The following is a 26,949-nucleotide window of genomic DNA, read 5'->3' as shown; positions in this document are numbered from 1 at the left end:
AAGGGGAAACGTCCCATGCAGTCTGGAAAGATCGTGGTCGAACACCTGTACAAGGTTTTCGGCTCAAACCCACAAGAAGCCATCGACTTGCTCAAGGAAGGCTGGAGCAAGGAGAAGATCCTGGCCGAGAAAGGCGCCGTGATCGGCGTCAGTGATGTCTCGTTCAGTGTCGAAGAAGGCGAAATCTTCGTTCTCATGGGCCTCTCCGGCTCTGGCAAGTCCACCCTGATCCGCCTCATCAACCGCCTGGTCGAACCCAGCGCCGGCGATGTCTACATCGATGGCCAGAACGTCGCCAAGCTGCCGCAGTCGCAACTGATCGACCTGCGTCGTCGCGACATGAGCATGGTCTTCCAGTCCTTCGCCCTGATGCCTTCGCGCAGCGTGCTGGACAACGCCGCGTTCGGCCTCGAAGTCGCCGGCGTCGGCCGCAAGGAACGCGAGAAGCGCGCCATGGACGTGCTCACCCAGGTCGGCCTGGACACCTTCGCCCACAAGTACCCGCATGAACTCTCCGGCGGCATGCAGCAGCGCGTTGGCCTGGCCCGCGCGCTGACGGTGAACCCGTCGATGATCATCATGGACGAGGCCTTCTCCGCCCTCGACCCGCTCAAGCGCCGCGAAATGCAGGACGTGCTGCTGGAGCTGCAGAAGACCCATCGCCGCACCATCATCTTCGTTTCCCACGACATCGAAGAAGCCATGCGCATCGGTACCCGCATCGGCATCATGGAGGGCGGCAAGCTGATCCAGGTCGGCACCCCGCAGGAGCTGATCGAGAAGCCGGCCAACGAGTACGTGCGCAACTTCTTCGACACCGTCGACACCAGCCGCTACCTCACCGCCGGCCAGCTCAAGGCCGACAGCGTGCCGACCTACGTCTACAACGGCAAGGCGCCGGATGCGGCGAAGATCTGCAAGGAACTGCAGGCGCTGGACAAGCACTACGCCTTCATCGTCGACGAGCAGAACAATTTCCAGGGCTCCATCAGCCTGGAGAAGATCGCCCTGATGGTCGATGGCGACGAGCCCAGGCCGCTGGAAAGCGAGGCGCTCAAGCAGGTCGTCCCCGTTCCGGAAGACATGCCGCTGGAAGACGTCATCACCCGTCTCGTGGACAACGAGGGGCCGATCCCGGTGGTCGACGCCGAAGGCCACTACTGTGGCGCCATCAGCAAGGGCCGCCTGCTGACCCGACTGCAGGGTGAAGCCAATGAATGACAAGAAGCTCGACCTGGGTAGCTGGGTCAACGACGTCGTCCAGCACCTGCTGGACAACTACAGCGGTGCCTTCGACAGCATCGGCCAGGTCGTCAGCGGCTTCTCCGAAGCCATCGAAAACCTGCTGATGCTGCCGCCGGCCTGGCTGCTGATCGCCATCTTCGTCGCCCTCGGCCTGTGGCGCATCGGCGCCCGTTTCGCCGTGTTCACCGCGGTGGCATTCATCCTCATCGTCATGACCGGCTTCTGGGAGCAGACCGTCGTGACCCTCGGCCTGACCTTCTCCTCGACGCTGATCAGCCTGCTGCTGGGCATCCCGCTGGGCATCTGGGCCGCCAGGAGCGAGCGCGTGGCGACCATCATCCGGCCGATCCTCGACTTCATGCAGACCATGCCGGCGTTCGTCTACCTGATCCCGGCGGCCATGCTCTTCGGCCTGGGTCGCGTGCCGGGCATCATCGCCACGGTGATCTTCGCCATGCCGCCGGCGGTGCGCCTGACCAGCCTGGGCATCCGCCAGGTGAACAAGGAAATCGTCGAAGCCGGTCAGTCCTTCGGCTGCACCAGCCGCCAGCTGCTGTTCAAGGTCCAGCTGCCCAATGCCATGCCGTCGATCATGGCGGGCGTCAACCAGACCATCATGATGGCCCTGTCGATGGTGATCATCGCCTCGATGGTCGGCGCCGGCGGCCTGGGCAACGACGTACTGGCCAGCATCCAGCGCCTGGATATCGGGCTAGGCTTCGAAAGCGGCATGGCCGTGGTGTTGCTGGCGATCATCCTCGACCGCATTACCGAAAGCTTCGGCACCCCGCAAACGAACAAGCGCGGCATCGTCGCCTGGTTCAGCGGCAAGCTGCAGCGTCAGTCCACCTAATTCCGTTTCACTTCACAGGGAACCGCAGATGAAAACGATCAAGACCACCGCCGCCATCGGCCTGCTGTCGTGCGCACTGATGCAGGGTGCGATGGCAGCCGAGCCGGCCAGCTGCAAGCAGGTGCGTTTCGCCGAGATCGGCTGGGCCGACATCGCCGCGACCACCGGCGTGGCCATGACCCTGGTCGAAGGCCTGGGCTACCAGCCGCGCAAGATCATGGCATCGGTGCCCATCGCCTTCACCGGCGTGAAAAGCGGCCAGGTCGATGTGTTCCTCGGCTACTGGGCCCCCTCGATGGACTCGGTGATCGAGCCGTTCCTCAAGGACAATGGCGTCAAGGTGCTGGAGAAGGCCAACCTCGAAGGGGCCAAGTACACCCTCGCGGTACCGACCTATGCAGCCGAGGCCGGCCTCAAGAGCTTCCAGGACATCGCCAAGTTCAAGGACCAGCTGGGCGGCAAGATCTACGGCATCGAGCCGGGCAACGACGGCAACCTGCTGATCGACGGCATGATCAAGAACAACCAGTTCGACCTCGGCAGCTTCCGCATGGTCGAGTCCAGCGAGGCTGGGATGCTGGTGCAGGTATCGCGCGCCATCAAGAAGAAGGAGCCAGTGGTCTTCCTCGGCTGGGCTCCGCACCCGATGAACACCCAGTACGACATCACCTACCTGTCCGGCGGTGACGATGTGTTCGGCCCCGACTACGGCGCAGCCAAGGTCTACACCGTGGTCCCGCCGGACTACGAGGCTCGCTGCGAGAACGTCGGCAAGCTGCTGGGCAACCTGCAGTTCACCGTGGAAATGGAAAGCCAGCTGATGGAGAAGGTGCTGGAGAAGGAGAACCCGCAGACCGTCGCCAAGGAGTGGATCAAGGCCAACCCGGCGATCCTCGACCAGTGGCTGAGCGGCGTGACCACCTTCGACGGCCAGGACGGTGTAGCTGCCGTGAAGAAACACGTCGGGCTGTAACAGGCCACGACCCGATTCAGGCCCGCGACCTCAGGTCCGGGCCTGGAATCTCCCCTCCAGCACCCAGGTGCCGACCTCTGGTCGTGGCGGGGAGAATCTGCCCGCGAACCGGCAATCTGCTGCGCAACACGGATTCGCAAGGCCCGCAATGAGAACGAGCCAGTCAACGATATTGCAACTGCCACTCAACTGACGGAGCACAAGAACATGCGCGTATTCAAGCATCTCTGCCTCGGCGCCGCCGCCCTGGCCATCGGCATGGGCAGCGCCCTCGCTGCCGAGAAACCCACTCTCAAGATCGGTTACGTCAACGGCTGGGACGACAGCGTCGCCGTCACCCACGTCGCTGGCGAGATCCTGCAGAGCAAACTCGGCTACAAGGTCGAATTGAAGCCGGTCGAGCCGGCCATCATGTGGCAGGGCGTGGCCCGTGGCGACCTCGACGCCACCCTCTCCGCCTGGCTGCCGGCGACTCACGGCGAGTACTACGAGAAGCTCAAGGACAAGGTCGAGATCCTCGGCACCAACTACTCCGGCGCCAAGATCGGCCTGATCGTGCCTGAGTACGTGCAGGCCAAGAGCATCGAGGACCTGGAGAAATACGCCAAGGACTTCGACGGCAAGATCACCGGCATCGACGCCGGTGCCGGCGTGATGCGCCGCACCGAAGACGCCATCAAGGAATACAACCTGGCCAGCATCAAGCTGATGCCGAGCTCCGGCCCGGCCATGGCCACCGCCCTGACCCGCGCCGAAAAGGCACAGAAGCCGATCGTGGTCACCGGCTGGATCCCGCACTGGATGTTCGCCAAGTGGAAACTGCGCTTCCTCGAAGATCCGAAAAAGGTCTACGGCGATGACGAGCGCGTCGACACCGTGGCCAACCCGGAACTGAAGGGCAAGGCCGCCGACGCCGCCGCGTTCCTCTCCAAGCTGTCCTGGAGCGGCGAGGAAGTGGGCGCCGTGATGCTCGCCATCCGCGAAGGCGCCAAGCCGGAGCAGGCCGCCAAGGACTGGATCGCCGCCCACCCGGAGCGCGTCGACAGCTGGCTGAAGTAAGGCTCGGTTTCATCGAGCAGACGCAGCGGGCCCCTGGCCCGCTTCGTCGTTTCTGACGCTCGCTCGAGCGCAGGTTTAATTGATCGCCCGATCAAAATCCGCCTAGACTTCGGCTCCCCCGCCCGCACGGAGAGACCGATGCCCAAGGTCGGCATGCAGCCCATTCGCCGTTCTCAACTGATCGCCGCCACCCTGGAAGCCGTGGACCAGGTCGGCATGGCCGACGCCAGCATCGCCTATATCGCACGCCTGGCCGGGGTCTCCAACGGCATCATCAGCCACTACTTCAAGGACAAGAACGGCCTGCTCGAGGCGACCATGCGCCACCTCATGCAGGCGCTGCGCGACGCCGTGGCCGAACGCCGCCTGGCACTCGGCGACGACGCCCCCCGCGCCCATCTGCGCGCGATGATCGACGGCAACTTCGACGACAGTCAGGTCAGTGGCCCCGCCATGAAGACCTGGCTGGCATTCTGGGCCAGCAGCATGCACCACCCGGCGCTGCGGCGCCTGCAGCGGGTCAACGACCATCGCCTCTACTCCAACCTCTGCGGCCAGTTCCATCGCGCCTTGCCGCAGGATCAGGCACGCCTCGCCGCTCGCGGCCTGGCCTCGCTGATCGACGGCCTGTGGCTGCGCGGTGCGCTCTCCGGCGAGACCTTCGACACCGGGCAGGCACGCCGCATCGCCTACGACTACCTCGACCTGCAGCTGAGCAAGGCGCCCTAAGCGCGGTGTAACCCGCCGCACAGCCCCCCGGCCTGGCTGACTCCGTGATCAGTCGCCATGTCGTGATTGGCTGCGTGCTGTCGTTTTTATTGATTGATCGTTCAATTTAAATAAAATAGGCTGTTCTCAAGCAGATGACCGAATCCAGAGGACAGCCCATGCCCCGTTTCGCCGAACAGCAGCTCTACATCGGTGGCCAGTACGTCGCCGCCAGCAGTGGAGAAACCTTCGACAGCATCAACCCGGCCACCGGCGAGGTGCTGGCCAAGGTGCAACGTGCCAGTCAGGCGGATGTCGACCGGGCCGTGGCCTGCGCAGCCGAGGGCCAGAAGGTGTGGGCGGCGATGACCGCCATGCAGCGCTCGCGCGTGCTGCGCAAGGCGGTGGACATCCTGCGCGAGCGCAACGACGAGCTGGCCGAGCTGGAAACCCTCGATACCGGCAAGCCGCTCTCCGAGACCCGCTACGTCGACATCGTCACCGGCGCCGACGTGCTGGAGTACTACGCCGGCCTGATTCCGGCCATCGAGGGCGAGCAGATTCCGCTGCGCGACACCTCCTTCGCCTACACCCGCCGCGAGCCACTGGGCGTGGTCGCCGGCATCGGCGCCTGGAACTACCCGATCCAGATCGCCCTGTGGAAATCCGCCCCGGCCCTGGCCGCCGGCAACGCGATGATCTTCAAGCCCAGCGAGGTCACCTCGCTGACCGCCCTGAAGCTGGCCGAGATCTACAGCGAAGCCGGTCTGCCAGCCGGCGTGTTCAACGTGCTCACCGGCAGCGGCCGGGAGGTCGGCCAATGGCTGACCGAGCATCCGGGCATCGAGAAGGTCTCCTTCACCGGCGGCACCGTCACCGGCAAGAAGGTCATGGCCAGCGCCTCCAGTTCCAGCCTCAAGGAAGTGACCATGGAACTGGGCGGCAAGTCGCCGCTGATCGTCTTCGAGGACGCCGACCTGGACCGCGCCGCCGACATCGCAGTGATGGCCAACTTCTACAGCTCCGGCCAGGTCTGCACCAACGGCACCCGCGTGTTCGTGCCGCGCATGCTGCAGGCGCGCTTCGAAGCCAAGGTGCTGGAGCGGGTCAAGCGCATCCGCCTCGGCGACCCGCTGGCCGACGCCACCAACTTCGGTCCGCTGGTGAGCTTCGCGCACATGGAAAGCGTGCTCGGCTACATCGACAAGGGCCGCAGCGAAGGCGCGCGCCTACTGATCGGCGGCTCGCGTGTGACCGACGGCGACTACGCCAGCGGCGCCTACGTGGCCCCCACCGTGTTCACCGACTGCCGGGACGACATGACCATCGTGCGCGAGGAAATCTTCGGCCCAGTGATGAGCATCCTCGTCTACGACGACGAAGAAGAAGTGATCCGCCGCGCCAACGACACCGACTACGGCCTCGCCGCCGGCGTGGTGACCCGCGACCTGAATCGCGCGCACCGGGTCATCCACAAGCTGGAAGCCGGCATCTGCTGGATCAACACCTGGGGCGAATCGCCGGCCGAGATGCCCGTCGGTGGCTACAAGCAGTCCGGCGTGGGCCGCGAGAACGGCCTGGTCACGCTCGGCCACTACACGCGCATCAAGTCGGTGCAGGTGGAGCTGGGCGACTACGCCTCGGTGTTCTGACCACCCGCCAGGGCAGGAGCGATCCGCACCTGCCCGAATTGCCGCCCCCTAGCCCCGGCCCTGATCCGGGGACAGTCACCCGCGTTCTCCCGGATAACCGCCGGGCAACAGGAGGAGCCATGCCTCAGGAATTCGACTACATCATCATCGGTGCCGGTTCGGCCGGTAACGTCCTGGCCACCCGCCTGAGCGAAGATGCGGACGTCAGCGTCCTGCTGCTCGAAGCCGGCGGCCCGGACTACCGCCTCGACTTCCGTACCCAGATGCCCGCCGCCCTGGCCTACCCGCTGCAGGGGCGCCGCTACAACTGGGCCTACGAGACAGACCCCGAGCCGCACATGAACAACCGGCGCATGGAGTGCGGGCGCGGCAAGGGCCTCGGCGGCTCGTCGCTGATCAACGGCATGTGCTACATCCGCGGCAACGCCCTGGATTTCGACAACTGGGCCAACGCCAAGGGCCTGGAAGACTGGACCTACCTCGATTGCCTGCCCTACTTCCGCAAGGCGGAAACCCGCGACATCGGGCCCGACGACTACCACGGCGGCGACGGCCCGGTCAGCGTGACCACGCCCAAGGCGGGCAACAACCCGCTGTTCCACGCCATGGTCGAGGCCGGCGTGCAGGCCGGCTACCCGCGCACCTCCGACCTCAACGGCTACCAGCAGGAAGGCTTCGGCCCGATGGACCGGACCGTGACCCCGCAAGGTCGCCGCGCCAGCACCGCACGTGGCTATCTGGACCAGGCACGCGAGCGTCCGAACCTGACCATCGTCACCCATGCCACCAGCGACCGCATCCTCTTCGACGGCAAGCGCGCCAGCGGCGTCAGCTACCTGCTCGGCAACTCGAACGACGCCCACACCGCCCACGCCCGCCGCGAGGTGCTGCTGTGCGCTGGCGCCATCGCCTCGCCGCAGATCCTGCAACGCTCCGGCGTCGGCCCCGCGGCGCTGCTCGGCGAACTGGACATCACCCTGGTCCACGATCTGCCGGGTGTCGGGCAGAACCTGCAGGACCATCTGGAGATGTACCTGCAGTACGCCTGCACCAAGCCGGTGTCGCTGTACCCCGCGCTGAAGCTGCACAACCAGCCGGCGATCGGTGCGCAATGGCTGTTCGGCGGCAAGGGTATCGGTGCCAGCAACCAGTTCGAGGCTGGCGGCTTCATCCGCACCCGCCCGGAGTTCGCCTGGCCCAACATCCAGTTCCATTTCCTGCCGGTGGCGATCAACTACAACGGCAGCAACGCGGTGAGCGAACATGGCTTCCAGGCCCACGTCGGCTCCATGCGCTCACCGAGCCGTGGCCGCGTCCAGCTCAAGTCCAAGGACCCGCGCCAGCACCCGAGCATCCTCTTCAATTACATGAGCAGCGAACAGGACTGGCAGGAATTCCGCGACGGCATCCGCCTGACCCGCGAGATCATGGCGCAACCGGCGCTCGATCCCTACCGCGGCCGCGAGATCAGCCCGGGCGCCGACGTGCAGAGCGACGCGCAGCTCGATGCCTTCATTCGCGAGCACGCGGAAACCGCCTTCCACCCGTCCTGCTCGTGCAAGATGGGCGAGGACGACATGGCGGTGGTCGACGGCCAGGGCCGCGTGCATGGCCTGCAGGGCCTGCGCGTGGTGGATGCGTCGATCATGCCGGAGATCATCACCGGCAACCTCAACGCCACCACCATCATGATCGCCGAGAAGATCGCCGACCGGATTCGCGGGCGCCAGCCCCTGCCGCGCAGCACCGCGCCCTACTTCGTGGCGGGCGAGCGTCCGGTACGCGAGGCGCCGCTGCGCAACGCCAACGACCGCCTAGTCGGGTAGTTCCTGGCGGATCATCCAGTGCCCCTCGGGCGGCATCAGCCGGCCGAGGTCGAAATGCCTGAGCGACGCGGCATCGAGCATCTCGATCTGCGGACTGATCAGCTGCGGCAGCTTCTCGCCGTGCAGGCCACGCACCGCCAGGTCCAGCGCGACGCGCGCCTGGATCACCGGCGAATCGGTCGGCGCGGCCAGCACCTGGCCCTCGCGAATCTGCTCCAGCACCCGCTCGGTGGCATAGAAGGACAGCACCTGCGCCCCGGAACCGGTGTTGCGCACCAGCTGCGCAGCGAACGCAGCCGCTTCGGCATTGCCGATCAGGTAGTCGAGTTGCGGATGCTGCTTGAGCAACTCGCGAACCAGCTTGGCCTGGCGGCTGCGATCCACCGGTCCGTAGCCGCCATGGGCCAGGGTGATGGCCTTGCCAGCCAGCGCCTCGCGTAGCCCGCGCTCGGCATCCTGCACCCAGCCGGCATCGGCCGGACCTGGCAACCAGCCGACCCGGATCGGCCGGCCGCCACTGACGCGCACCAGGTAGTCCAGCGTGGCGCGTGTCATGTCGGCGAAATCGACCCGCGAATGGGCACTGAGCCCCGTGCAGTCCAGGCGATTGATCAGATCGATGACCGGCCTTCCGGCCTGCAACTGCACTTTCGCGGCACTGCACAGGTCATAGGTGTTGATGCTGGCGACGACGAAGGCATCGGCCCCTTCGGCCACACAGCGGTCGAACTGTTCGAGCTGCACGTCGCCATGCTCGTAGCCGCCGGCTTCGTAGATGCCGAGACGCACACCCAGGCGCTGCGCCTCCTGATCCAGCCCCCAGGCGACGCCCCACCAGTAGCGGTCCTTGCCGTGCGGCAACAGCGCGCAGATTCGCCATGGCTGGGCGGCCGCCGGCAACGGCCGGTAGTCCAGCATGCGGCCATCGGCCTGAACCGGGTAGGGAAACCATTCCGCTGCCAGGAGCGATTGGCACGCGAGGGAAAGCCACAGGGATATCCAACGCATCAAGCCATCCTTAGCCCGTAACGGGCGATATGCCACCAGAACCAGCGTAGCACCCTCTCCGCCCCACGTTCGGGTTTGCCTGAGCGCTGGCGGCAGCCTAGAGTGAAGCGCGCAGATCACGAGAACAGCATGACCAGCCCCACCCCGCTCGATCCGAGTACCGCCCGCCTGCTGCCATGGATAGTCGCCATCGCCTTCTTCATGCAAACGCTGGACGGCACCATCCTCAATACCGCCCTCCCGGCCATGGCCCGCGACCTGGCCGAGGACCCGCTGCGCATGCAGTCGGTGGTGATCGCCTACATGCTCACCGTGGCGCTGCTGATCCCGGCCTCGGGCTGGATCGCCGACCGTTTCGGCACACGGCGCATCTTCTTCGGCGCCATCGCCCTGTTCAGCCTGGGCTCGCTGCTGTGCGCCCTGTCCACCTCGCTGGGCATGCTGATCGCGGCGCGCGTGATCCAGGGCCTCGGTGGCGCCCTGATGATGCCGGTGGGGCGCCTGGTGGTGCTGCGCGCCTACCCGCGCTCGGAGCTGGTGCGCATCATGAGCTTCATCACCCTGCCCGGCCTGCTCGGACCGCTGATCGGTCCCACGCTCGGCGGCTGGCTGGTGGAAGTGGCCAGCTGGCACTGGATCTTCCTGATCAACCTGCCGGTCGGGCTGCTCGGTTGCTGGGCCGCACTGCGGCACATGCCGGACCTGCGCGGCCCGGAGCGCAGCCGCTTCGACACGGCGGGCTTCCTGCTGTTCGGCGCCGCCATGCTGCTGATCACCGTGGCCCTGGAAGGCCTCGGCGAACTGCACCTGCCGACCCTGCGCGTGGTCCTGCTGCTGCTCGGCGGCATGGCCTGCCTCGCCGCCTACTGGCTACGCGCCGGGCGTATCGAACACCCCCTGTTCGCCCCTTCGCTGTTCCACACCCGCAGCTTCGCCGTGGGCATCATCGGCAACCTCTTCGCCCGCCTGGGCAGCGGAGCGCTGCCCTTTCTCACGCCGCTGCTGCTGCAACTGGCGATGGGCTATTCCCCGGCTCAGGCCGGCATGAGCCTGATTCCCCTGGCCCTGGCCGCCATGGCGGTGAAGCCCCTGGCCAAGCCGCTGATCGAACGCATCGGCTACCGCAACATCCTCACCAGCAACACCCTGCTGCTCGGCGCCCTGATCGCCAGCCTGGCGCTGGTGGATGCCGGGACCTCGACCCTGCAACTGATCGTCCAGCTGAGCCTGATCGGCGCCTGCAACTCGCTGCAGTTCACCGCGATGAACACCGTGACCCTGATCGACCTGGACAACCGCGACGCCAGCAGCGGCAACAGCCTGCTGTCGGTGGTGGTGCAACTGGCGATGGGCCTCGGCGTCGCCTCCGCAGCCGCCCTGCTCAGTGGCTTCAGCCAGGAATTCGCAGGTGACGGTCAGGTGCTCCAGGCGTTCCAGGCCACCTACCTGTGCGTGGGCCTGCTGTCGATGCTGGCCGCCGCGATCTTCCTCCAGCTGGATCCCCGGGAGGGACGCGGCGGGCGGACCGTGCAGCTGCCGACGGACGACTGAAGAACTGCCGGCATCATTACAGAAGCGCCGGACCCGGCCTGCTACACTGCGGCCCTGTTTCACCAGCCCCGAGCCCTTGCCGTGACCGCCAACGCCTTCGCCAGCCTTCCCCTTTCCGCCGCCATGCAGGCCAATCTCGCCGCCATCGGCTATGCCGAGATGACGCCCATCCAGGCCGCCAGCCTGCCGCTGATGCTCAAGGGCCGTGACCTGATCGCCCAGGCCAAGACCGGCAGCGGCAAGACCGCGGCCTTCGGCATCGGCCTGCTGCATCCGCTCAACCCGCGCTACTTCGGCTGCCAGGCCCTGGTGCTGTGCCCGACCCGCGAGCTGGCCGATCAGGTGGCCAAGGAACTGCGCCGCCTGGCGCGAGCCGCCGACAACATCAAGGTCCTCACCCTCTGCGGTGGCGTACCCTTCGGCCCGCAGATCGGCTCGCTGGAGCACGGCGCGCACGTCATCGTCGGCACCCCGGGACGCGTGCAGGAACACCTGCGCAAGGGCACGCTGAAGGTCGACGGCCTCAACACCCTGGTACTCGACGAGGCCGACCGCATGCTCGACATGGGCTTCGTCGACAGCATCAGCGAGATCATCGAGCAGACCCCGGCCCGGCGCCAGACACTGCTGTTCTCCGCCACCTATCCGGCCGGCATCGAACAGCTCGCCGCACGCTTCCTGCGCAACCCGGAGCGGGTCGAGGTCGAGGCACTGCACGACGACGGGCAGATCGAACAACGCTTCTACGAGATCGCCCCGAGCCAGCGCATGGAGGCAGTCAGCACCTTGCTGCGGCATTTGCGCAAGCAGCCGGTGGTGGCCTTCTGCGCCACACGCCAGCAATGCGACGAGCTGGCCAGGCAACTGGAGGCGGAGAAGATCTCCGCCGCAGCCCTGCACGGCGATCTGGAGCAGCGCGAGCGCGACCAGATCCTCGCCCTGTTCGCCAACCGCAGCCTCAGCGTGCTGGTGGCCACCGACGTCGCCGCACGCGGCCTGGACATCGCCGGCCTGGAGATGGTGATCAACGTCGAGCTGAGCCGGGATGCAGAGGTGCACATCCACCGCATCGGCCGCAGCGGACGGGCCGGTGAGAAAGGCCTGGCCCTGAGCCTGGTGGCGCCGGCCGAAGCCGGCCGCGCCCAGGCCATCGAAGCCCTGCTGGGCAAGGAACTGGCCTGGTACCCGCTGCCCGCCGCGAAAGCCACCGGTGAGCCGCTGCTGCCGCCGATGCACACCCTGTGCATCGCCGCCGGGCGCAAGGACAAGTTGCGCCCCGGCGACATTCTCGGCGCGCTGACCGGCGACGCGGGCATCGGTGGCGACCAGGTCGGCAAGATCGCCCTGTTCGATCACCAGGCCTATGTCGCCGTTCAGCGCGACGTCGCCCGCAAGGCCCTGAGTCGCCTTGCAGAGGGCAAGATCAAGGGCCGATCTTTGCGTGTGCGTCTAGTGTAAGGCTGATATAAAGCATTAAATGGCCTGGGGCCGGAGTCACCCATGCGCAATATTCTGGTCATCGAAGACAGCCCGCTGGTACTGAAGATCCTCGAGCATCTGTTCCGCCAGGAACCGGATCTGGAGCCGATCTTCTGTGCCTCGCTGGCCGAAGCCGAAGTGATGCTGGACACCTCCTCCGACCTGTTCTTCGCCGCCATCGTCGACCTGCACCTGCCGGACGCGCCCAATGGCGAGAGCGTCGACCTGGTGATGCGCTATCACCTGCCCTGCATCGTGCTCAGTGGCAGCTACAACGAGCAGCGCCGCGACGAGCTGCTGATGAAGGGCGTGGTCGACTACGTGCTCAAGGAAAGCCAGCACTCCTACGAGTACGCCTTCCGCCTGTTGCACCGGCTCGATCACAACAGTCACATCAAGATCCTCATCGCCGACGACTCAGACGCCCAGCGCCACTACATCCGCCATATTCTCGAGCCGCACCACTACCAGATCATCGAGGCCCGCGACGGCAAGGAGACCCTGCGCCAGCTCAACGAGCATCCGGACCTCGACCTGCTGGTGCTCGATCACTCCATGCCCGGCGTCAGCGGCTTCGAACTGGTCAAGCTGCTGCGGCAGAAGCTGCGGCTCAACGACCTGATCATCATCGGTGTCTCCGCCGACCCCAAGGGTTCGCTCAGCGCCCAGTTCATCAAGCACGGGGCCGACGATTTCCTGCGCAAGCCGTTCTGCCCCGAGGAACTGAACTGCCGGGTGATGTCGACCCTGGAACGCCGCGACCTGCTGCGCGCCCTGAAGAAAGCCGCCGAATACGATGCCCTGACCGGGCTGAGAAACCGCCGTGCGTTCTACGAACAGGGCATGCAGATTCTGCAGCAGGCCCAGCGCGACAGCCGCCACATCAGCGTGGCGATGCTCGACCTCGATCATTTCAAACAGATCAACGACGGCTTCGGCCACGCCAGCGGCGACAGCGCGCTGGTGGTCTTCGCCCGCGTTCTGAGCAGTTTTTTCCCGGACATGCTCCTGGGGCGCCTCGGCGGCGAGGAATTCGCCCTGCTCACGCTGCACGGCGCCGATCACGTGAACCAGGCACTGGAGAAGCTGCGCCAGCACTGCGCCGGCCTGCACTACGCCGTCGGTGCGCCGCCGCTGTCGTTCAGCGCCGGGCTGTATCACGGCGAGCCGGAGGACCTGGAGAGCCTCCTGCACGAGGCCGATATCCGCCTGTACCGGGCCAAGCAGCAGGGCCGCGCCCGCACCGTTCTGGCCTGATCAGAAGCCGTGGCGGCGAAACGTCGCGGCGTAGCTGCCATCGTCGCGCATGGCCTGGATCGCCGCATCGAAGCGCTCGACGATCGCCTTGTGCTCGGGATGCCCCAGACGCACCAGAATGTGCAGGCCGTTCTCGCTCAGCGGCTGCGGCAGGAACTCCAGGCCGTCACGCAGCATGCTCAGGCTGCGCCCTAGCTGATGCCGCGCCACCAGTTCATCCTCGAGCGCCAGCTCCACCCGCCCGGCGTTGAGCATGCGCGCGGCGATCTCGAAGCTGCTGACGCCGACCTTGTGCAGGTCCGGGTCGTTGTCGAACGCCTTGGAGTAGGCGTAGCCCCTGACCACCGCAATGCTGTGCGGATAGAGATCGGCCAGGCGCTGAAAGCGGATATCGCCGCCCTTGCGCTGCAGGAAGCGGATGCGATTGATCAGGTACGGCTGCGAGAAATGACCGAACCGCGTGCGTTCCACGCTGTACCAGGCATTGATCAGCACATCGTAGTCACCCCGCTTGAGCCCCAGCACGGCCCGCTCCCAGGGCACCTCGGCATAGTGGGTGCGGTATCCGGCACGCTCGAGGGCCTGCTCCACCAGGTCACTGGCCAGGCCGTTGCCGGGTAGCCGCTGATCGGTGAACGGTGGCCAGGGGTCGGCCACCAGCCGCAACGATTCGGCCGCCGCCAACGCAGGCAACGACATCAGCAGCAACAGCCAGGCGCGCAACAGGGGCATCGACGGCGGTCCATCCGGGGTGGGCCCCTGTAGTGATAGCAGCCCTGATGGCCAGCGTCACTGTCTCGCCCCTGAAACAGCCACAAATGCCCTGGGATCTGCACACTTCGCCGCCATGCCGGCCTCGACCGCTTCGGGTAAACTCCGCGGGTTTTCGCGCAGCCGATCCTGCGCCAGCCAGGGGAATCTTTCGTGTTGCAAACCGAGGTACTGATCATCGGCGCGGGTGCCGCCGGCCTGATGTGCGCAGCCACTGCAGCGGCCCGCGGGCGCAAGGTGCTGGTGCTGGACCATGCCAACAAGGCCGGCAAGAAGATCCTCATGTCAGGAGGCGGGCGCTGCAACTTCACCAACCTGTACTGCGAGCCGGCCAACTTTCTCTCCGGCAACCCGCACTTCTGCAAATCGGCGCTGGCGCGCTTCACCCAGTGGGACTTCATCGGCCTGGTGGCCAAGCATGCTGTGCCCTACCACGAGAAGAAGCTCGGCCAGCTGTTCTGCGACCACAAGTCCAGCGACATCCTTGAGCTGCTGCTGGCCGAATGCGCCGAGTCAGGCGCCGAGATTCGCCTGAACACGGCCGTGCAGAGCATCGACAAGGCCGCACAGGGCTTCCTCCTGCACACCGACCTGGGCGACGTGGCCTGCCAGTCGCTGGTGATCGCCAGCGGTGGCCTGTCCATCCCGACCCTGGGCGCCAGCGGTTTCGGCTACCAGGTGGCCAGGCAGTTCGGCCATACGCTGCTGCCGACCCGCGCCGGCCTGGTGCCCTTCACGGTCACCGAACCGCAGCTCAAGGCACTGTGCACGGAACTGTCCGGCACCTCGGTGGAGGACTGCCGGGTCAGTTGCAACGGCCAGAGCTTCGTCGAGAACATCCTCTTCACGCACCGTGGCCTCTCCGGCCCGGCGATCCTGCAGATATCGTCCTACTGGCAACCCGGCGACACCCTGCATATCGACCTGCTGCCGCACATCGACCTGCCCGAATGGCTGGCCACGCAGCAGCGCGAGCGAGGCAACAGTGAGCTGAAGACCCTGCTGGCCGAGCTGTTCACCCGCAAGATGGCGACGCTGCTGGTCGACAGCTGGTTCGTCAACAAGCCACTGAAGCAGTACACCCCGGAGGAACTGACGGCGATCGCCGAGCGCCTGTCCGACTGGCAACTGGTACCGGCCGGCACCGAGGGCTATCGCACCGCCGAGGTCACCCTGGGCGGGATCGACACCCACGAGGTGTCCTCGAAGACCCTGGAGTCGCTCAAGGTCCCCGGGCTGTACTTCATCGGCGAGGTGCTGGACGTCACCGGGCATCTCGGCGGCTTCAACTTCCAGTGGGCCTGGGCCTCGGGCTACGCCGCCGCCCAGTTCGTCTAGCAGAAGGCCGGGAACTGCCGGGGCAGCGCGCACTCTGCTACATACAGCACATGCGCCCGTGCGCGCCACAAGGACAGTCCCGCCCCATGACCCTCGAACAAGGCCAGATCTTCGCCATTCTCGTCGCCAGCATGGGGCTGTTCATCTGGGGCCGCTGGCGGCACGATGTGGTGGCCCTCGGTGCCCTGCTGGCCTGTGTCATCGTCGGCCTGGTGCCCGAGCGCGAGGCCTTCACCGGCTTCGGCCACCCGGCGGTGATCACCGTGGCCTGCGTGCTGGTACTCAGCTACGGCCTGCAACGTACCGGCGCGGTCAACCGCCTGGCCCTGCGCCTGATTCCCAGTGGCTCCGGCGTGCTGCTGTCGATCGCCGCTCTGACCGGCCTGGGCGCCCTGTTGTCGGCGTTCATGAACAACGTCGGTGCCCTCGCCCTGCTGATGCCCATCGCCCTGCAGATCGCCTCGCGCCTGGAAATGCCGCCAGGACGCATCCTCATGCCGCTGGCCTTCGGCACCATCCTCGGCGGCATGACCACGCTGATCGGCACGCCTCCGAACCTGATCGTCTCCAGCTTTCGCGCACAGCACGGCGACGGCCCCTTCGCCATGTTCGACTTCAGCCCGGTCGGTGTCGCCGTGGCGCTGGCCGGCGTGCTGTTCATCACCCTGCTCGGCTGGCGCCTGGTTCCCAGACGCGAGGTCGGCAATGCCGCCAGCTTCGATACCGGCCACTACCTGACCGAGGCCCGGGTCAAGGAAGGTGGCGTGGCACAGGGCAAGACCCTGCGCGAGATCGAGCAGTTGCTCGACGAAGCCGACGCCCAGGTGGTCGCCATGGTGCGCAACAAGCTGCGCCTGAGCGCGCCCAACCCGCGCCGGGTGCTGCAGGCCGACGACGTGCTGGTGATCGAGGCCGACCCGGAGGAACTGGGTGAAGTGCTCAGCCAGCTGGACCTGCTGCTGGAGGCCGCACGCGAGGCCGAGGAAGCGGAGCAACGCGAGGAACAGGACAACGACAAGGACGCGGAAAAGAAGGACAGCAACGGCGACGAACGCACCCTGCTGGAACTGCTGGTCAAGCCGGACTCGTCGCTGATCGGACGTTCCGCCAGCAGCACGCGCCTGCGCAGCCGTTACGCCATCAACCTGCTGGCCATCTCGCGCCAGAGCCATCGTTCGATCAAGCGCCTGCGTTCGACCCTCATCCAGAACGGTGACGTGCTGCTGATGCAGGGCAGCGCCGAGGACATCGGCGAGTTCGCCAACGACTACGGCTGCGTGCCCCTGGCGGCGCGCGCCATCAACATCCCCGACCCGCGCCAGGCCAACCTGGCCCTCGGCATCATGCTCCTGGCCATTGCCGCAGCAGCCTTCGGCCTGCTCTCCGCGGCGATAGCCTTCGCCACCGGCGTGCTGGCCTACATGCTGCTGCGCCTGGTGCCCCTGCGCGCCGTCTATGAGGCCATCGACTGGCCGGTGATCGTCCTGCTCGGCGCCCTGATTCCGGTGGCCGGGGCGATGTCATCGAGCGGCGCGGCCGACCTGCTGGCCCGCCTGCTGATGGAGCACCTGGCCCAGGGCAATCCGATCGTCATCGTCACCCTGCTGCTGGTGGTGACCATGACCCTGTCGGACTTCATGAACAACGCCGCTACCGCCGCCGTGATGTGCCCGATCGCGCTGAGCGCTGCGAGCCAGCTTGGCGTCAGCCCGGATGCGCTGCTGATGGCCGTGGCCATCGGTGCCTCGTGCTCGTTCCTGACCCCCATCGGTCACCAGAACAACACACTGATCCTCAGCCCCGGCGGTTTTCGCTTCGGCGATTACTGGCGCCTGGGCCTGCCACTGGAGATTCTCGTGGTCGCGCTGAGCGTACCGATGCTGCTGTGGGTCTGGCCGCTGTAGAGGGTCGTCAGGGCGGCAGCGGCAGGCCGGGCAGCCATTTGTGGTAGATGGCGGCGAAGCTGCCATCGGCCTTCATCGCATCGAGCGCCTCTTGCCAGCGCGCCAGCAATCGCGGGTCGGTGTCCTGCGAAAAGGCGATGTAGGAATCACTGTGCAGGAACACCAGCAGCTGCTCCACCTCCCCCACAGCCAGCCCGCCACCGTCGAGCAGGGCATTGAGGCTGAGGTCATCCAGCGCCATCAGCTTGACCCGGCCACGCTTGAGCATGCGTATCACCTGGTCCGGGCCCGCGACCGGATACAGGTTGGTGAAGCCATGCGCCAGCAGGTGCTGATGGCTGTACCAGTCACGCGGTACCGCGATCTTGCCCACCTGGCGGGCCTGCTCGAAGTCATCCAGCTGCAGCCCGTTCCTGCGCAGGGCATAGAAGGACGTGGTATTGCGCGTCAGCGGCCCGACCCAGTGAAACAGCTTCTCGCGCTCGGGGATGCGCATCGTGACGAACAACCCGGTATTCGGCCTGACCTGCGCCTGCTGGTAACCCCGTGCCCAGGGCACGACCTCGATGGGCGCCGTGTCGCCGGTGCGCCGCATGATCTCGAGCACCACCTCGGTGGCCAGACCGGTCGGCTTGCCATCGTCCCGGCTGAAGTTGATCGGCGGGTACTCTTCGGTGTACAGCCGCAAGCCTTCGGCCTGCGCAACGCCCTGGAAACCGAAGCCAACGAGCAACGCCAACAACACATGCACATAGCGAGCGAACACGGCCGTATCCTCAAGCGCGAGATACCTCATTCAGCTTAGTCAGTGCACGCGCCGCCTGCCGCCAACGCTGGCGAACGGCGTGATACAGGACGACATCCCCTGCGGCTAGAGCTGCTCGAGCAGGCTGGCCGGTGAATGGAATTTCAACCCGTGCGCCTCGGCGACGCTGCCGCAGGTGATCACGCCGCGCGCGACATTGAGACCGGCAAGCAGATGCGCATCGTCCTCCAGCGCCCTGCGCGTGCCCTTCTGCGCCAGCGCCACGACAAAGGGCAAGGTGGCGTTGTTCAGCGCCAGGGTCGAGGTGCGCGCGACCGCCCCCGGCATGTTGGCCACGCAGTAATGCACGACATCGTCGACCACGTAGGTGGGCTCGGCATGCGTGGTGGCATGCGAGGTCTCGGCGCAGCCCCCCTGGTCGATGGCCACGTCCACCAGCACAGCCCCGGCCTTCATCCGCTTGACCATCTCGGCGGTGACCAGCTTGGGCGCCGCCGCGCCGGGAATCAGCACACCACCGATCACCAGGTCGGCGGCAAGCACCTGCTCGCGCACCGCCGCGCGGGTCGAGTAGAGCGTGGTGATGCGGTTGCCGTACTGGCTGTCGAGGCGGCGCAGGGCGTCCACGCTGCGGTCCAGCACGGTGACATCCGCCCCCAGCCCTACCGCCATCGCCAGCGCATGGCTGCCGACCACGCCGCCGCCAAGAATCACCACCTTGCCAGGCGCCACGCCCGGCACGCCACCAAGCAGCACGCCACGTCCGCCGCGCGCCTTCTCCAGGCAGCCGGCGCCGGCCTGGATCGACATGCGCCCGGCCACCTCCGACATCGGCGCCAGCAACGGCAAGCGCCCCTGTGCATCGGTGACCGTCTCGTAGGCAATACAGGTAGCGCCGCCGGCCATCAGCTCTTCAGTCTGCGGACGATCGGGGGCCAGGTGCAGGTAGGTGAACAGCGTGTGCTGCGGCCGCAGCTTGGCGCGTTCCACCGCCAGGGGCTCCTTGACCTTGACGATCAACTGCCCCTGCTGGAACACCTCGCTCGAATGGCTGGCGATCTGGGCGCCCGCCTCACGGTAATCCTCGTCGGCGAAGCCGATGGCCGCACCGGCCTGGGTCTCGACCCAGACCTCATGCCCCAGGGCCGTCAGCTCGGCAACCGATTGCGGCGTAAGGCCGACGCGATATTCGTGATTCTTGATTTCCTTGGGTACGCCGATTCGCATGACCGTCTCCAACCATTGCGGGCCAACAACCTCAAGTCTAGGAAAACGTGCGGCAGCTCACAGGAAAATCCATGAGAAATTTCGGCGCCGGCGTATTGATGGGGGAAGCCATGCGGACCGCGAGGCGCCAGACCGAGAGCAATCAGGCGCCACGCAGCGGTAGCCGCTGACGGGTCCGAAGGAGAAACTCCAGCCGGCCAGACAGCGCGTGCCGGACGAGGCCCGGCACTCGGGTTCGCCGGTACAGCTACCGTCACTGCCCGAACAGCAGCTTGCGCGCTTCGGCGGTCAGCAGTGCCTGGGGGTCTTCGTTGACCTTCTCCACCAGCGCATAGGCCCGTTGCACGGCCGGGCGTGCGCCGATGCGTTCGAGCCAGGCGGCCATGTTGGGGAAGTCCTCCAGCCGCTGCCGCTGCATTTCCCACAGCTTGGCCCAGGGATAGATGGCCATGTCGGCGATGGAGTAGTCGCCCGCCACGTACTCGCGCCCGGCCAGCTGGCGATCCAGCACGCCGTACAGTCGCGCGGTCTCTTTCACGTAGCGCTCGATGGCATAGGGAATCGGCTCCGGCGCGTAACGCACGAAATGGTGGTTCTGCCCCGCCATCGGTCCGACACCGCCCATCTGCCAGTACAGCCACTGCAGGACCTCGAAGCGGGCACGCGTCTCGCTCGGCAGGAACTGGCCACTCTTGTCCGCCAGGTATTCGAGGATCGCCCCGGACTCGAACAGGGCGATGGGCTCGCCGCCGTCGGCCGGGGCATGATCGACGATGGCCGGAATGCGGTTGTTCGGTGCGATCTTGAGGAATTCGGGGGCGAACTGCTCGCCCTTGCCGATATGCACCGGGCGCACGCTGTACTCCAGCCCGGCTTCTTCGAGCAGGATGCTGACCTTGTGACCGTTCGGGGTGGTCCAGTAGTAAAGGTCGATCATTGGCTTTCCTCCACTTGGGTCGGGGCCCGCCTGACCGGGCCGTGAGTGCTTTCGTAAGCCCGCAGAATGCGCGAAAACCAGGCGCCGAAGGCCGAATCATCGGCCCAGGGCTGCACGCCCAGGCACCAGGCCCAGAACATCAGCCCGGCCAGCAGGTAGTCGCAACCGCCCGCTTCCTGGCCATCCAGGTACGGCTGCTCGCTCAACCAGCTCTCCAGCGGGGCGATGGCCTCGCGAAACAGCCGCTCGCCGCCTTCCGGGTCGGCGAACGCCTCCAGACTCATGCCCAGCGCCTTCTCCCGGGTGCTGCGGAAATAGTCACGGTCGACCGGGTCGATCACCTGCCAGACGCGTGGCACCAGCATCTTCAGCAGCGGCATGCGCACCGCATGGAAGCTCAACTTCTCGACCAGGCGTGCCCGCTGGCTCGCCTGCGCGTCGCCCAGCAAGGGCTGCTGCGGGTAGCGTCGGTCGAGGTAGGCGAAAATGGCCAGGCTGTCATTGATCGTTTCGTCGCCATCGGTCAGCACCGGCACCAGCTTCTGCCCGGAGAAGGCGATCGCCTCCTTGTCGGTGAAGTGAATCGGCCGGCTCTGCCAATCCAGCCCCTTGTGGGCCAGCGCCAGACGCACTCGCCAGCAGTAGGGTGAGAACAGCAGCTCGCGGTCGGCACCGCACAGTTCGAACAATTCCCGCATATCGCCTTCCTTTAAGAACCAATCAGTCCAAAATTAAGCGAACGAAGCCCCGCACAGGCGTCTTCATACGCTGTTCAAGCTCGCCATCACCACCGCCACGGTGGTTCGAATCGATGCGGCGGGCAGCCCCGACTTGACCTGGGTGCGCAGCCCGCTCATCACGCATTGCAGATAGCCGGCCAGCGCTTCCCGATCGTCGCAGCCGCTCAGCTCGCCGCAAGCGACGGCGCGTTCCAGCGCCTGTTCGAAAATCTGGCAGATACCGGCCGTGGCCTGCTGCAGGACCGGCACCAGGGCCGGCTCCGACAGCGAAAACTCGTTGGCCACGTTGACCAGCATGCAGCCACGCGGCACGCCATCGGGCCCATCGTCCTCGAGCACGCTGAGCAGACGCTCGCGAATGAAGCCCAGCGGCGAGGCGCTGGCGGCCAGTTGCTCGAGCATCAGGGCGCGACGCTGCGCCACGTACAGGCTGAACGCGGCGACGAACCAGGCCTGCTTGCTCGGGTAGGTCTGGTACAGGCTGCTCTTGGACAGGCCGGTGGCTGCCTGCAGGTCCTGTAGCGATGCGGCTTCATAGCCGCGCTGCCAGAACAGCTGCATGGCATTCTCCAGCGCCCGGTCCGGGCAGAAGCTCTTGGGGCGTCCACGTGTCGTCATGCCGCGAACTTTAGAACCGATCAGTCCATAAATCAATCCCGCCGCTGCGCGACGTCGTCGATATCCAGTGACCGCTGAGTTCCGGTAGGCTGCTCGCATCTTCTGCGATCAGGTCCGCCATGCCCCGTCCACGCCTTCGCCAATCACTGCGCCGCCTCTGGGCGCTGGACAAGTTCAGCGCCAGCCTGCGGGTGTTCATCGCCCTCGCCGGCGCACTGGCACTGTGTGGCTGGCAGGGCTGGACACATGCGCTGATCCCGCTGTTTCTCGGCATCATCGCCAGCGCCCTGACCGAGACCGATGACAGCTGGCAGGGGCGCCTGGGCACGGTGCTGGTGACGCTGGTCTGTTTCAGCGCGGCGGCCTATGCCGTCGAGTGGCTGTTCCCTTATCCCTGGCTGTTCGTCGCCGCCCTGGCCCTGTCGGCGTTCTGCCTGACCATGCTGGGCGCCCTTGGCGAGCGCTTCGCCACCCTCGGCTCCGGCACACTGATTCTCGCGGTATACAGCATGATCGGCGTGGAGCAGCGCGGCGGCGTCGCCGGCCTGTGGCTGGAACCCTTGCTGCTGGTGGCCGGCGCGGCCTGGTATGGCGTGCTGTCGGTGATCTGGCAGGGATTGTTCGCCCATCAGCCGGTCCAGCACAGCCTGGCCCGCCTGTTTCGCGAGTTGGGCAAGTACCTCAAGCTCAAGGCGGCGCTGTTCGAGCCGCTGCGCCAGCTCGATGTCGAGCAGCGACGCCTGGCCCTGGCGCAACAGAACGGCCGGGTGGTGTCAGCACTCAACGCCGCCAAGGAGATCATTCTGCATCGGGTCGGCAATGGCCGCCCCGGCCCCAAGGTCAATCGCTACCTGAAGCTGTACTTTCTCGCCCAGGACATTCACGAGCGCGCCAGCTCGTCGCACTACCCCTACAACGAACTGGCCGAGGCCTTCTTCCACAGCGACGTGCTGTTCCGCTGCCAACGCCTGCTGCGTTTGCATGGCGAAGCCTGCCAACGCCTGGCCGGCGCCATCGAGCTGCGCCAGCCGTTCGAATACCGCGAACTGTGCAGCCAGGCCCTGGAAGACCTGCACGCCTCGCTCGATCACCTGCACCTGCAGAGCAACCCGGCCTGGCGCCACCTGCTGCGCTCACTGGGGGCGCTGGCCGGCAACCTGTCCACCCTCGACCAGTTGCTCGGCAATGCCAGCAATCCCGATGCCCTGGCCGACGAGCAGGACAGCAGCCTGCTGGACCGCGAGCCACATTCGCTGCGTGAAGTCGGAGAACGCATCAGCCAGCAGCTCACCCCTACCTCGCTGCTGTTCCGCCATGCCCTGCGCCTGTCCATCGCCCTGGCCGCAGGCTATGGCCTGCTGCACCTGATCCACCCGACGCAGGGCTACTGGATCCTGTTGACCACACTGTTCGTCTGCCAACCGAACTACGGCGCCACCCGCCTCAAGCTGGTGCAGCGCATCGCCGGCACGCTGCTCGGCCTCGGCATCGGCTGGGCGCTGTTCGACCTGTTCCCCGACCCGCGCATCCAGGTGCTGTTCGCGGTGGTCGCCGGGGTGGCGTTCTTCGCCACCCGCAGCACGCGCTACACCCTGGCCACGGCGGCGATCACCCTGCTGGTGCTGTTCTGCTTCAACCAGATCGGCGACGGTCACGGCCTGTTCATGCCACGCCTGATCGACACCCTGCTCGGTGGCCTGCTCGCCGGCCTGGCGGTGTTCCTGATCCTCCCCGACTGGCAGGGGCGGCGCCTGGGCAACATGCTGGCCAACACCCTGAGCTGCAACAGCGCCTATCTGCGGCAGATCATCGCCCAGTACGCCCAGGGCAAGCGCGATGACCTCGGTTATCGCCTGGCGCGGCGCAACGCGCACAATGCCGACGCAGCACTGTCCACGACCCTCGGCAACATGCTCATGGAGCCGGGGCACTTCCGCAAGGACGCCGACCTGGGCTTCCGCTTCCTGGTGCTCTCGCACACCCTGCTCAGCTACCTCTCGGGACTCGGCGCACACCGCGGCGAGCAACTGCCCCAGGCGACCCAGGCCCAGTTGCTGGAACAGGCCGAGAAACTCGCCGGCAGCCTGGACGACATCGCCGCCGGCCTGCGCGGCGAGCGGCCACTGGCGATCCACAGTGACGAGGAACAGACCCTGGCGCAGAACCTGGAGCAGATCGCCGATGACGCCGACGAGCGCCAGCGCCTGGTGCAGACGCAGTTGGCGCTGATCTGCCGTCAGCTGGCACCGTTGCGGACCCTGGGCGCGCACCTGCACAAGGACGCCCGAACCCCGAGGCACTAGCTGTCACGGGAGGCTTTCTGCCACTATTCGTGGCATGCCGGTTCTCCAGGCCCAGCCCATGCCCGCCAATCGACGCCCCACCGCTGACTTTTCGGTCTCGCTGCCGGGCCTGCTCATGGTGCTCTGCCTGCTGCTGACCGGCCCGGCAGCGTACGCCGAGATGCGCCTCGCCGAGCACACGCCGACGCAGGACCTGTACGGCCAGGTCGACTTCCTGGCCGATCCGCAGGGCACATCGAGCCTGGCCGACGTCATGCGCAGCGATGCGCCATTCCACAGCTCGCTGACCCGACGCGACCTGAGCTTCGGCTATGTACCCGGCGTGATCTGGTTGCGCCTGCCGCTGCTGTCGGAGGCGAAGCACACGCGCACCTGGCGCCTGGAGCTCAGCTACGCCTCGCTGGACGAAGTGCGCCTGTACGATTTCGGCGCCGACGGCATCCGACAGTCACGCAGCGGAGACACCGTGCCCTATGCGCAGCGCAGTGTCGGCCACCGCAACCCCGTGTTCGAGATCGTCCTGCAACCGGGAGAGCGCCGCACGCTGTACCTGCGTGTCGACTCACGCGGCAGCATGACCCTCAGCGGCAGCCTGATGTCGCTGCGCGACTTCGAACAGCACAGCCAGATTGGTTACCTGGTGCATGCCATCTACTTCGGCGTGCTGATCGCCCTGGGCCTGTACAACCTGCTGCTGTTCCTGGCACTGCGCGAGCGTCCCTTTCTCAGCTACGTGTCGTTCATGTTCGCCTTCGCCCTCAGCGTGCTCTCGCTGAACGGCCTCGGCGCCCAGTACCTGTGGTCGCAGGCTGCCCCCTGGAGCAATCGCATGCTGCCGGTCAGCCTGACGCTGGCGGCACTGCTCTCGGTGGTATTCGCCCGTAGTTTCCTCGACACCCGCCAGTGGCTGCCGCGCTGGGACAAGGGGCTGCTGGTGCTGTGCGCCGCCATCGCCGCTGCCCTGCTGGCGACCATCGTGCTCCCCGTGCAACGGGCCCTGCAGCTCATGTCACTGACCGGCCTGAGCGCCACCCTGACCCTGCTGCTCACCAGCTTCGTCTGCGTCGGCTACCGGGTACCCGGTGCCCGTCTGTTCGCCCTGGCCTGGTTGATGCTGCTGAGCGGCGCGGTGCTGCTGGCGCTACGCAATTTCGCCCTGATCCCATCGAACTTCCTCACCCTCTACTCCATGCAGATCGGCTCAGGGCTGGAGATGATCCTGCTGTCCTTCGCCCTGGCAGCACGCTTCAACGAACTGAAACGGCAACGCGAAGCGGCCTTGCAACTCAACGAGCAGGTGCTGGCCAAGCGCGTGACCGAACGCACCCAGGCGCTCGAGCATGCCAACCTGCGCCTCAGCGAGCTGGCCATGCAGGACCCGCTGACCGGCCTGGCCAATCGCACCGCCCTGCAACAGCATCTGGAGCAGGCCCTGGCGCGTAGCACAAGACGCGACGAGCTGCTGGCGGTGATGCTGATCGACCTGGATGGCTTCAAACCGATCAACGACCAGCACGGCCATGCCTTCGGCGATCAGGTGCTGGCCGAAGTCGCACGGCGCATGCGCCAGTACGTTCGCGACGTCGACCTGCCCGCCCGGCTCGGCGGCGACGAGTTCGTGGTGGTCTGCGAGAACGTGCAGTCGGCCGACGCGGCGCAGGACCTCGCCAGGCGTTTACTGGAGGGGCTCGACACCCCCATGTACCTGGAGGGTCGGGCCGTACGGGTCGGTGCCAGCATCGGTGTAGCCCTGACTCAGGGTCACGAGGATGCCACCGGCCTGATCCGCCAGGCCGACAGTGCCATGTACCTGGCCAAGGCCCAGGGCCGCAACCGCGTCTGCCTGGCGCAGGCCTGACGGATCAGGCCTTGACGCACTCTTCCAGCTGCACCGGCATGCAGTGCTCGAGCAGCCCCATTTCTATCGAATAGCGGATCAGCTCGGCGTCGCGTTCCAGCCCCAGCTTCTGCATGGCGGTAGTCTTCTGCGTACTGATGGTTTTCTTGCTGCGATGCAGGCACTCAGCAATCTCGTTGACCTTCAGCCCCGAAACGAACAGGCGCACCACTTCCAGCTCGCGCGGGCTCAGCACACCGAAGCCGGCCCTGCGTGAGCTGTTGTTCATCAGCGTGGCGATGCGCGGTGACAGGTAGCGCCCCTTGGCCATCGCCACCTGGATGGCCGGCAGCAGATGGCTGAGCGGGTCGCGCTTGCTGAGGATGCAGGAAATACCCGACGAAGCCAGTGCATGGAGGATGCTCGGATTCTCCTGCATGGTCAGCACCACGATATTGAGGTCGGGATACTTGCGCCGGATCAGCTGGAACAGGCTCAACCCACCGCTGTGCCCGGCGGCGGGGAGGATATAACCCGAAAGCAGCACATCGAAGTCCTGGTCATGGCCTTCGAGCCGCTCCAACAAACGCGCCGGCCCCTGCACCGAGTCCACGATGGAAACAGCATGGCTGGCAAACAGCGTCTGCCTTATACCGGCACAGACAACGGGATGGTCGTCCGCGACCAGCAAGCGAATCATGTCGTTGTTCATTGTAAAAACCCTATCTCTGATGACAGTCCCTGTCGCAGGCTTGCCCGGCGTGCCTCAGCAGGCGGCCAGAGCCCCCCGGCACGCACAAACATGACGCAGCAAAAGCCGATAGCAACGCACGCCGTAGCATCAACAGCGCCAACCAATGATAATGACTTGCAAATACATTCTCTGATCTTGTGACG

22 protein-coding genes are annotated in these 26,949 nt (G+C 66.2%); 14 read left to right on the top strand and 8 right to left on the bottom strand.

All coding sequences use genetic code 11. The features are described from left to right. Nucleotides 1-15 precede the first annotated feature (15 nt). The 7 genes from JLK41_RS02300 to betA all read left to right on the top strand — a co-directional run bounded on the left by JLK41_RS02300 (nt 16) and on the right by betA (nt 8,316). Nucleotides 16-1,221, top strand: a complete 1,206-nt coding sequence (locus tag JLK41_RS02300) for a quaternary amine ABC transporter ATP-binding protein (RefSeq protein WP_037049990.1) — start codon at nt 16-18, stop codon at nt 1,219-1,221. After that, nucleotides 1,214-2,098 (top strand): ABC transporter permease, encoded by an 885-nt coding sequence (locus tag JLK41_RS02295; RefSeq protein ID WP_037049993.1) that lies wholly within the window; start codon nt 1,214-1,216, stop codon nt 2,096-2,098. The genes JLK41_RS02300 and JLK41_RS02295 overlap by 8 nt, the downstream gene beginning before the upstream one ends. 28 nt (nt 2,099-2,126) lie before the next feature. Continuing rightward, entirely contained in the window at nt 2,127-3,071 is a 945-nt protein-coding gene (locus JLK41_RS02290; protein ID WP_175253255.1) for a choline ABC transporter substrate-binding protein, read from the top strand. A 207-nt stretch (nt 3,072-3,278) separates the two neighbouring features. Next, nucleotides 3,279-4,130 (top strand): glycine betaine ABC transporter substrate-binding protein, encoded by an 852-nt coding sequence (locus JLK41_RS02285; RefSeq protein WP_037049999.1) that lies wholly within the window; start codon nt 3,279-3,281, stop codon nt 4,128-4,130. 138 nt (nt 4,131-4,268) lie between these two features. After that, nucleotides 4,269-4,859: a transcriptional regulator BetI gene (gene betI / locus JLK41_RS02280; protein ID WP_047592981.1), complete on the top strand. Its 591-nt coding sequence runs from the start codon at nt 4,269-4,271 to the stop codon at nt 4,857-4,859. Nucleotides 4,860-5,017: 158 nt separating this feature from the next. Next, nucleotides 5,018-6,490 carry a betaine-aldehyde dehydrogenase gene (gene betB, locus JLK41_RS02275; protein ID WP_037050004.1) on the top strand — a complete coding sequence of 491 codons (1,473 nt, stop codon included), beginning with the start codon at nt 5,018-5,020 and terminating at the stop codon, nt 6,488-6,490. 119 nt (nt 6,491-6,609) lie between these two features. Then, nucleotides 6,610-8,316 (top strand): choline dehydrogenase, encoded by a 1,707-nt coding sequence (gene betA / locus JLK41_RS02270; protein ID WP_210390257.1) that lies wholly within the window; start codon nt 6,610-6,612, stop codon nt 8,314-8,316. On the opposite strand, the gene torT is transcribed toward betA, so the two are convergent. After that, nucleotides 8,305-9,324 carry a TMAO reductase system periplasmic protein TorT gene (torT, locus tag JLK41_RS02265; protein ID WP_037050008.1) on the bottom strand — a complete coding sequence of 340 codons (1,020 nt, stop codon included), beginning with the start codon at nt 9,322-9,324 and terminating at the stop codon, nt 8,305-8,307. The two genes, betA and torT, sit on opposite strands and share 12 nt — an antisense overlap. A 129-nt stretch (nt 9,325-9,453) precedes the next feature. Here torT and mdtD point away from each other — a divergent pair, with 129 nt between their 5' ends. The 3 genes from mdtD to JLK41_RS02250 all read left to right on the top strand — a co-directional run bounded on the left by mdtD (nt 9,454) and on the right by JLK41_RS02250 (nt 13,611). Then, entirely contained in the window at nt 9,454-10,875 is a 1,422-nt protein-coding gene (mdtD, locus tag JLK41_RS02260) for a multidrug transporter subunit MdtD (protein ID WP_210390256.1), read from the top strand. An 81-nt stretch (nt 10,876-10,956) separates the two neighbouring features. Next, nucleotides 10,957-12,333 carry an ATP-dependent RNA helicase DbpA gene (gene dbpA, locus JLK41_RS02255; RefSeq protein WP_210390255.1) on the top strand — a complete coding sequence of 459 codons (1,377 nt, stop codon included), beginning with the start codon at nt 10,957-10,959 and terminating at the stop codon, nt 12,331-12,333. 42 nt (nt 12,334-12,375) lie between these two features. Then, nucleotides 12,376-13,611 (top strand): GGDEF domain-containing response regulator, encoded by a 1,236-nt coding sequence (locus tag JLK41_RS02250; RefSeq protein ID WP_210390254.1) that lies wholly within the window; start codon nt 12,376-12,378, stop codon nt 13,609-13,611. Here the strand turns inward: JLK41_RS02250 and JLK41_RS02245 are convergent, their stop codons facing one another. Further along, on the bottom strand, nt 13,612-14,343 hold the full coding sequence (locus JLK41_RS02245; RefSeq protein ID WP_210390253.1) for a substrate-binding periplasmic protein: 732 nt from the start codon (nt 14,341-14,343) through the stop codon (nt 13,612-13,614). 192 nt (nt 14,344-14,535) lie between these two features. Here JLK41_RS02245 and JLK41_RS02240 point away from each other — a divergent pair, with 192 nt between their 5' ends. Continuing rightward, entirely contained in the window at nt 14,536-15,720 is a 1,185-nt protein-coding gene (locus tag JLK41_RS02240) for a BaiN/RdsA family NAD(P)/FAD-dependent oxidoreductase (protein WP_210390252.1), read from the top strand. A gap of 86 nt (nt 15,721-15,806) precedes the next feature. After that, nucleotides 15,807-17,624, top strand: a complete 1,818-nt coding sequence (locus JLK41_RS02235; protein ID WP_210390251.1) for an SLC13 family permease — start codon at nt 15,807-15,809, stop codon at nt 17,622-17,624. 7 nt (nt 17,625-17,631) lie between these two features. Here the strand turns inward: JLK41_RS02235 and JLK41_RS02230 are convergent, their stop codons facing one another. From JLK41_RS02230 to JLK41_RS02210, 5 genes are all read right to left on the bottom strand, one after another. Next, on the bottom strand, nt 17,632-18,390 hold the full coding sequence (locus JLK41_RS02230; protein WP_244976467.1) for a substrate-binding periplasmic protein: 759 nt from the start codon (nt 18,388-18,390) through the stop codon (nt 17,632-17,634). Between the two features lie 105 nt (nt 18,391-18,495). Next, the gene (gene ald, locus JLK41_RS02225) at nt 18,496-19,617 is read right to left on the bottom strand and encodes an alanine dehydrogenase (RefSeq protein WP_037050030.1); all 1,122 of its coding nucleotides are present in this window, start codon (nt 19,615-19,617) and stop codon (nt 18,496-18,498) included. 253 nt (nt 19,618-19,870) lie between these two features. Further along, on the bottom strand, nt 19,871-20,554 hold the full coding sequence (locus JLK41_RS02220; protein WP_210390249.1) for a glutathione S-transferase N-terminal domain-containing protein: 684 nt from the start codon (nt 20,552-20,554) through the stop codon (nt 19,871-19,873). Further along, nucleotides 20,551-21,252: a glutathione S-transferase family protein gene (locus tag JLK41_RS02215; protein ID WP_210390248.1), complete on the bottom strand. Its 702-nt coding sequence runs from the start codon at nt 21,250-21,252 to the stop codon at nt 20,551-20,553. The genes JLK41_RS02220 and JLK41_RS02215 overlap by 4 nt, the downstream gene beginning before the upstream one ends. 63 nt (nt 21,253-21,315) lie before the next feature. Continuing rightward, the gene (locus tag JLK41_RS02210; RefSeq protein ID WP_244976466.1) at nt 21,316-21,912 is read right to left on the bottom strand and encodes a TetR/AcrR family transcriptional regulator; all 597 of its coding nucleotides are present in this window, start codon (nt 21,910-21,912) and stop codon (nt 21,316-21,318) included. 119 nt (nt 21,913-22,031) lie between these two features. On the opposite strand from JLK41_RS02210, the gene yccS reads away from it, so the two are divergent. Both yccS and JLK41_RS02200 read left to right on the top strand, forming a co-directional pair. Next, nucleotides 22,032-24,215, top strand: a complete 2,184-nt coding sequence (gene yccS / locus JLK41_RS02205) for a YccS family putative transporter (protein WP_210390247.1) — start codon at nt 22,032-22,034, stop codon at nt 24,213-24,215. Nucleotides 24,216-24,273: 58 nt separating this feature from the next. Then, on the top strand, nt 24,274-26,073 hold the full coding sequence (locus JLK41_RS02200) for a diguanylate cyclase (RefSeq protein ID WP_210390246.1): 1,800 nt from the start codon (nt 24,274-24,276) through the stop codon (nt 26,071-26,073). A 4-nt stretch (nt 26,074-26,077) separates the two neighbouring features. Here JLK41_RS02200 and JLK41_RS02195 read toward each other — a convergent pair whose 3' ends face one another. Beyond that, nucleotides 26,078-26,752, bottom strand: coding sequence for a LuxR C-terminal-related transcriptional regulator (locus JLK41_RS02195; RefSeq protein WP_197035095.1), 675 nt, complete (start codon nt 26,750-26,752; stop codon nt 26,078-26,080). Nucleotides 26,753-26,949: the final 197 nt, after the last annotated feature.

The sequence above is a fragment of the Ectopseudomonas khazarica genome (genome assembly GCF_017915135.1).
Taxonomy (GTDB): Bacteria; Pseudomonadota; Gammaproteobacteria; order Pseudomonadales; family Pseudomonadaceae; genus Aquipseudomonas; species Aquipseudomonas khazarica.
This window is presented reverse-complemented; position numbering and strand designations above follow the sequence as displayed.

What these genes read in the sequence shown, in the direction of transcription:
- JLK41_RS02300 (WP_037049990.1), top strand. Translation starts at nt 16, where the DNA reads ATGCAGTCTGGAAAGATCGTGGTCGAACACCTGTACAAGGTTTTCGGC.
- JLK41_RS02295 (WP_037049993.1), top strand. Translation starts at nt 1,214, where the DNA reads ATGAATGACAAGAAGCTCGACCTGGGTAGCTGGGTCAACGACGTCGTC.
- JLK41_RS02290 (WP_175253255.1), top strand. Translation starts at nt 2,127, where the DNA reads ATGAAAACGATCAAGACCACCGCCGCCATCGGCCTGCTGTCGTGCGCA.
- JLK41_RS02285 (WP_037049999.1), top strand. Translation starts at nt 3,279, where the DNA reads ATGCGCGTATTCAAGCATCTCTGCCTCGGCGCCGCCGCCCTGGCCATC.
- betI (WP_047592981.1), top strand. Translation starts at nt 4,269, where the DNA reads ATGCCCAAGGTCGGCATGCAGCCCATTCGCCGTTCTCAACTGATCGCC.
- betB (WP_037050004.1), top strand. Translation starts at nt 5,018, where the DNA reads ATGCCCCGTTTCGCCGAACAGCAGCTCTACATCGGTGGCCAGTACGTC.
- betA (WP_210390257.1), top strand. Translation starts at nt 6,610, where the DNA reads ATGCCTCAGGAATTCGACTACATCATCATCGGTGCCGGTTCGGCCGGT.
- torT (WP_037050008.1), bottom strand. Translation starts at nt 9,324, where the DNA reads ATGCGTTGGATATCCCTGTGGCTTTCCCTCGCGTGCCAATCGCTCCTG.
- mdtD (WP_210390256.1), top strand. Translation starts at nt 9,454, where the DNA reads ATGACCAGCCCCACCCCGCTCGATCCGAGTACCGCCCGCCTGCTGCCA.
- JLK41_RS02250 (WP_210390254.1), top strand. Translation starts at nt 12,376, where the DNA reads ATGCGCAATATTCTGGTCATCGAAGACAGCCCGCTGGTACTGAAGATC.
- JLK41_RS02245 (WP_210390253.1), bottom strand. Translation starts at nt 14,343, where the DNA reads ATGCCCCTGTTGCGCGCCTGGCTGTTGCTGCTGATGTCGTTGCCTGCG.
- JLK41_RS02235 (WP_210390251.1), top strand. Translation starts at nt 15,807, where the DNA reads ATGACCCTCGAACAAGGCCAGATCTTCGCCATTCTCGTCGCCAGCATG.
- ald (WP_037050030.1), bottom strand. Translation starts at nt 19,617, where the DNA reads ATGCGAATCGGCGTACCCAAGGAAATCAAGAATCACGAATATCGCGTC.
- JLK41_RS02220 (WP_210390249.1), bottom strand. Translation starts at nt 20,554, where the DNA reads ATGATCGACCTTTACTACTGGACCACCCCGAACGGTCACAAGGTCAGC.
- JLK41_RS02215 (WP_210390248.1), bottom strand. Translation starts at nt 21,252, where the DNA reads ATGCGGGAATTGTTCGAACTGTGCGGTGCCGACCGCGAGCTGCTGTTC.
- JLK41_RS02210 (WP_244976466.1), bottom strand. Translation starts at nt 21,912, where the DNA reads ATGACGACACGTGGACGCCCCAAGAGCTTCTGCCCGGACCGGGCGCTG.
- yccS (WP_210390247.1), top strand. Translation starts at nt 22,032, where the DNA reads ATGCCCCGTCCACGCCTTCGCCAATCACTGCGCCGCCTCTGGGCGCTG.
- JLK41_RS02200 (WP_210390246.1), top strand. Translation starts at nt 24,274, where the DNA reads ATGCCCGCCAATCGACGCCCCACCGCTGACTTTTCGGTCTCGCTGCCG.
- JLK41_RS02195 (WP_197035095.1), bottom strand. Translation starts at nt 26,752, where the DNA reads ATGATTCGCTTGCTGGTCGCGGACGACCATCCCGTTGTCTGTGCCGGT.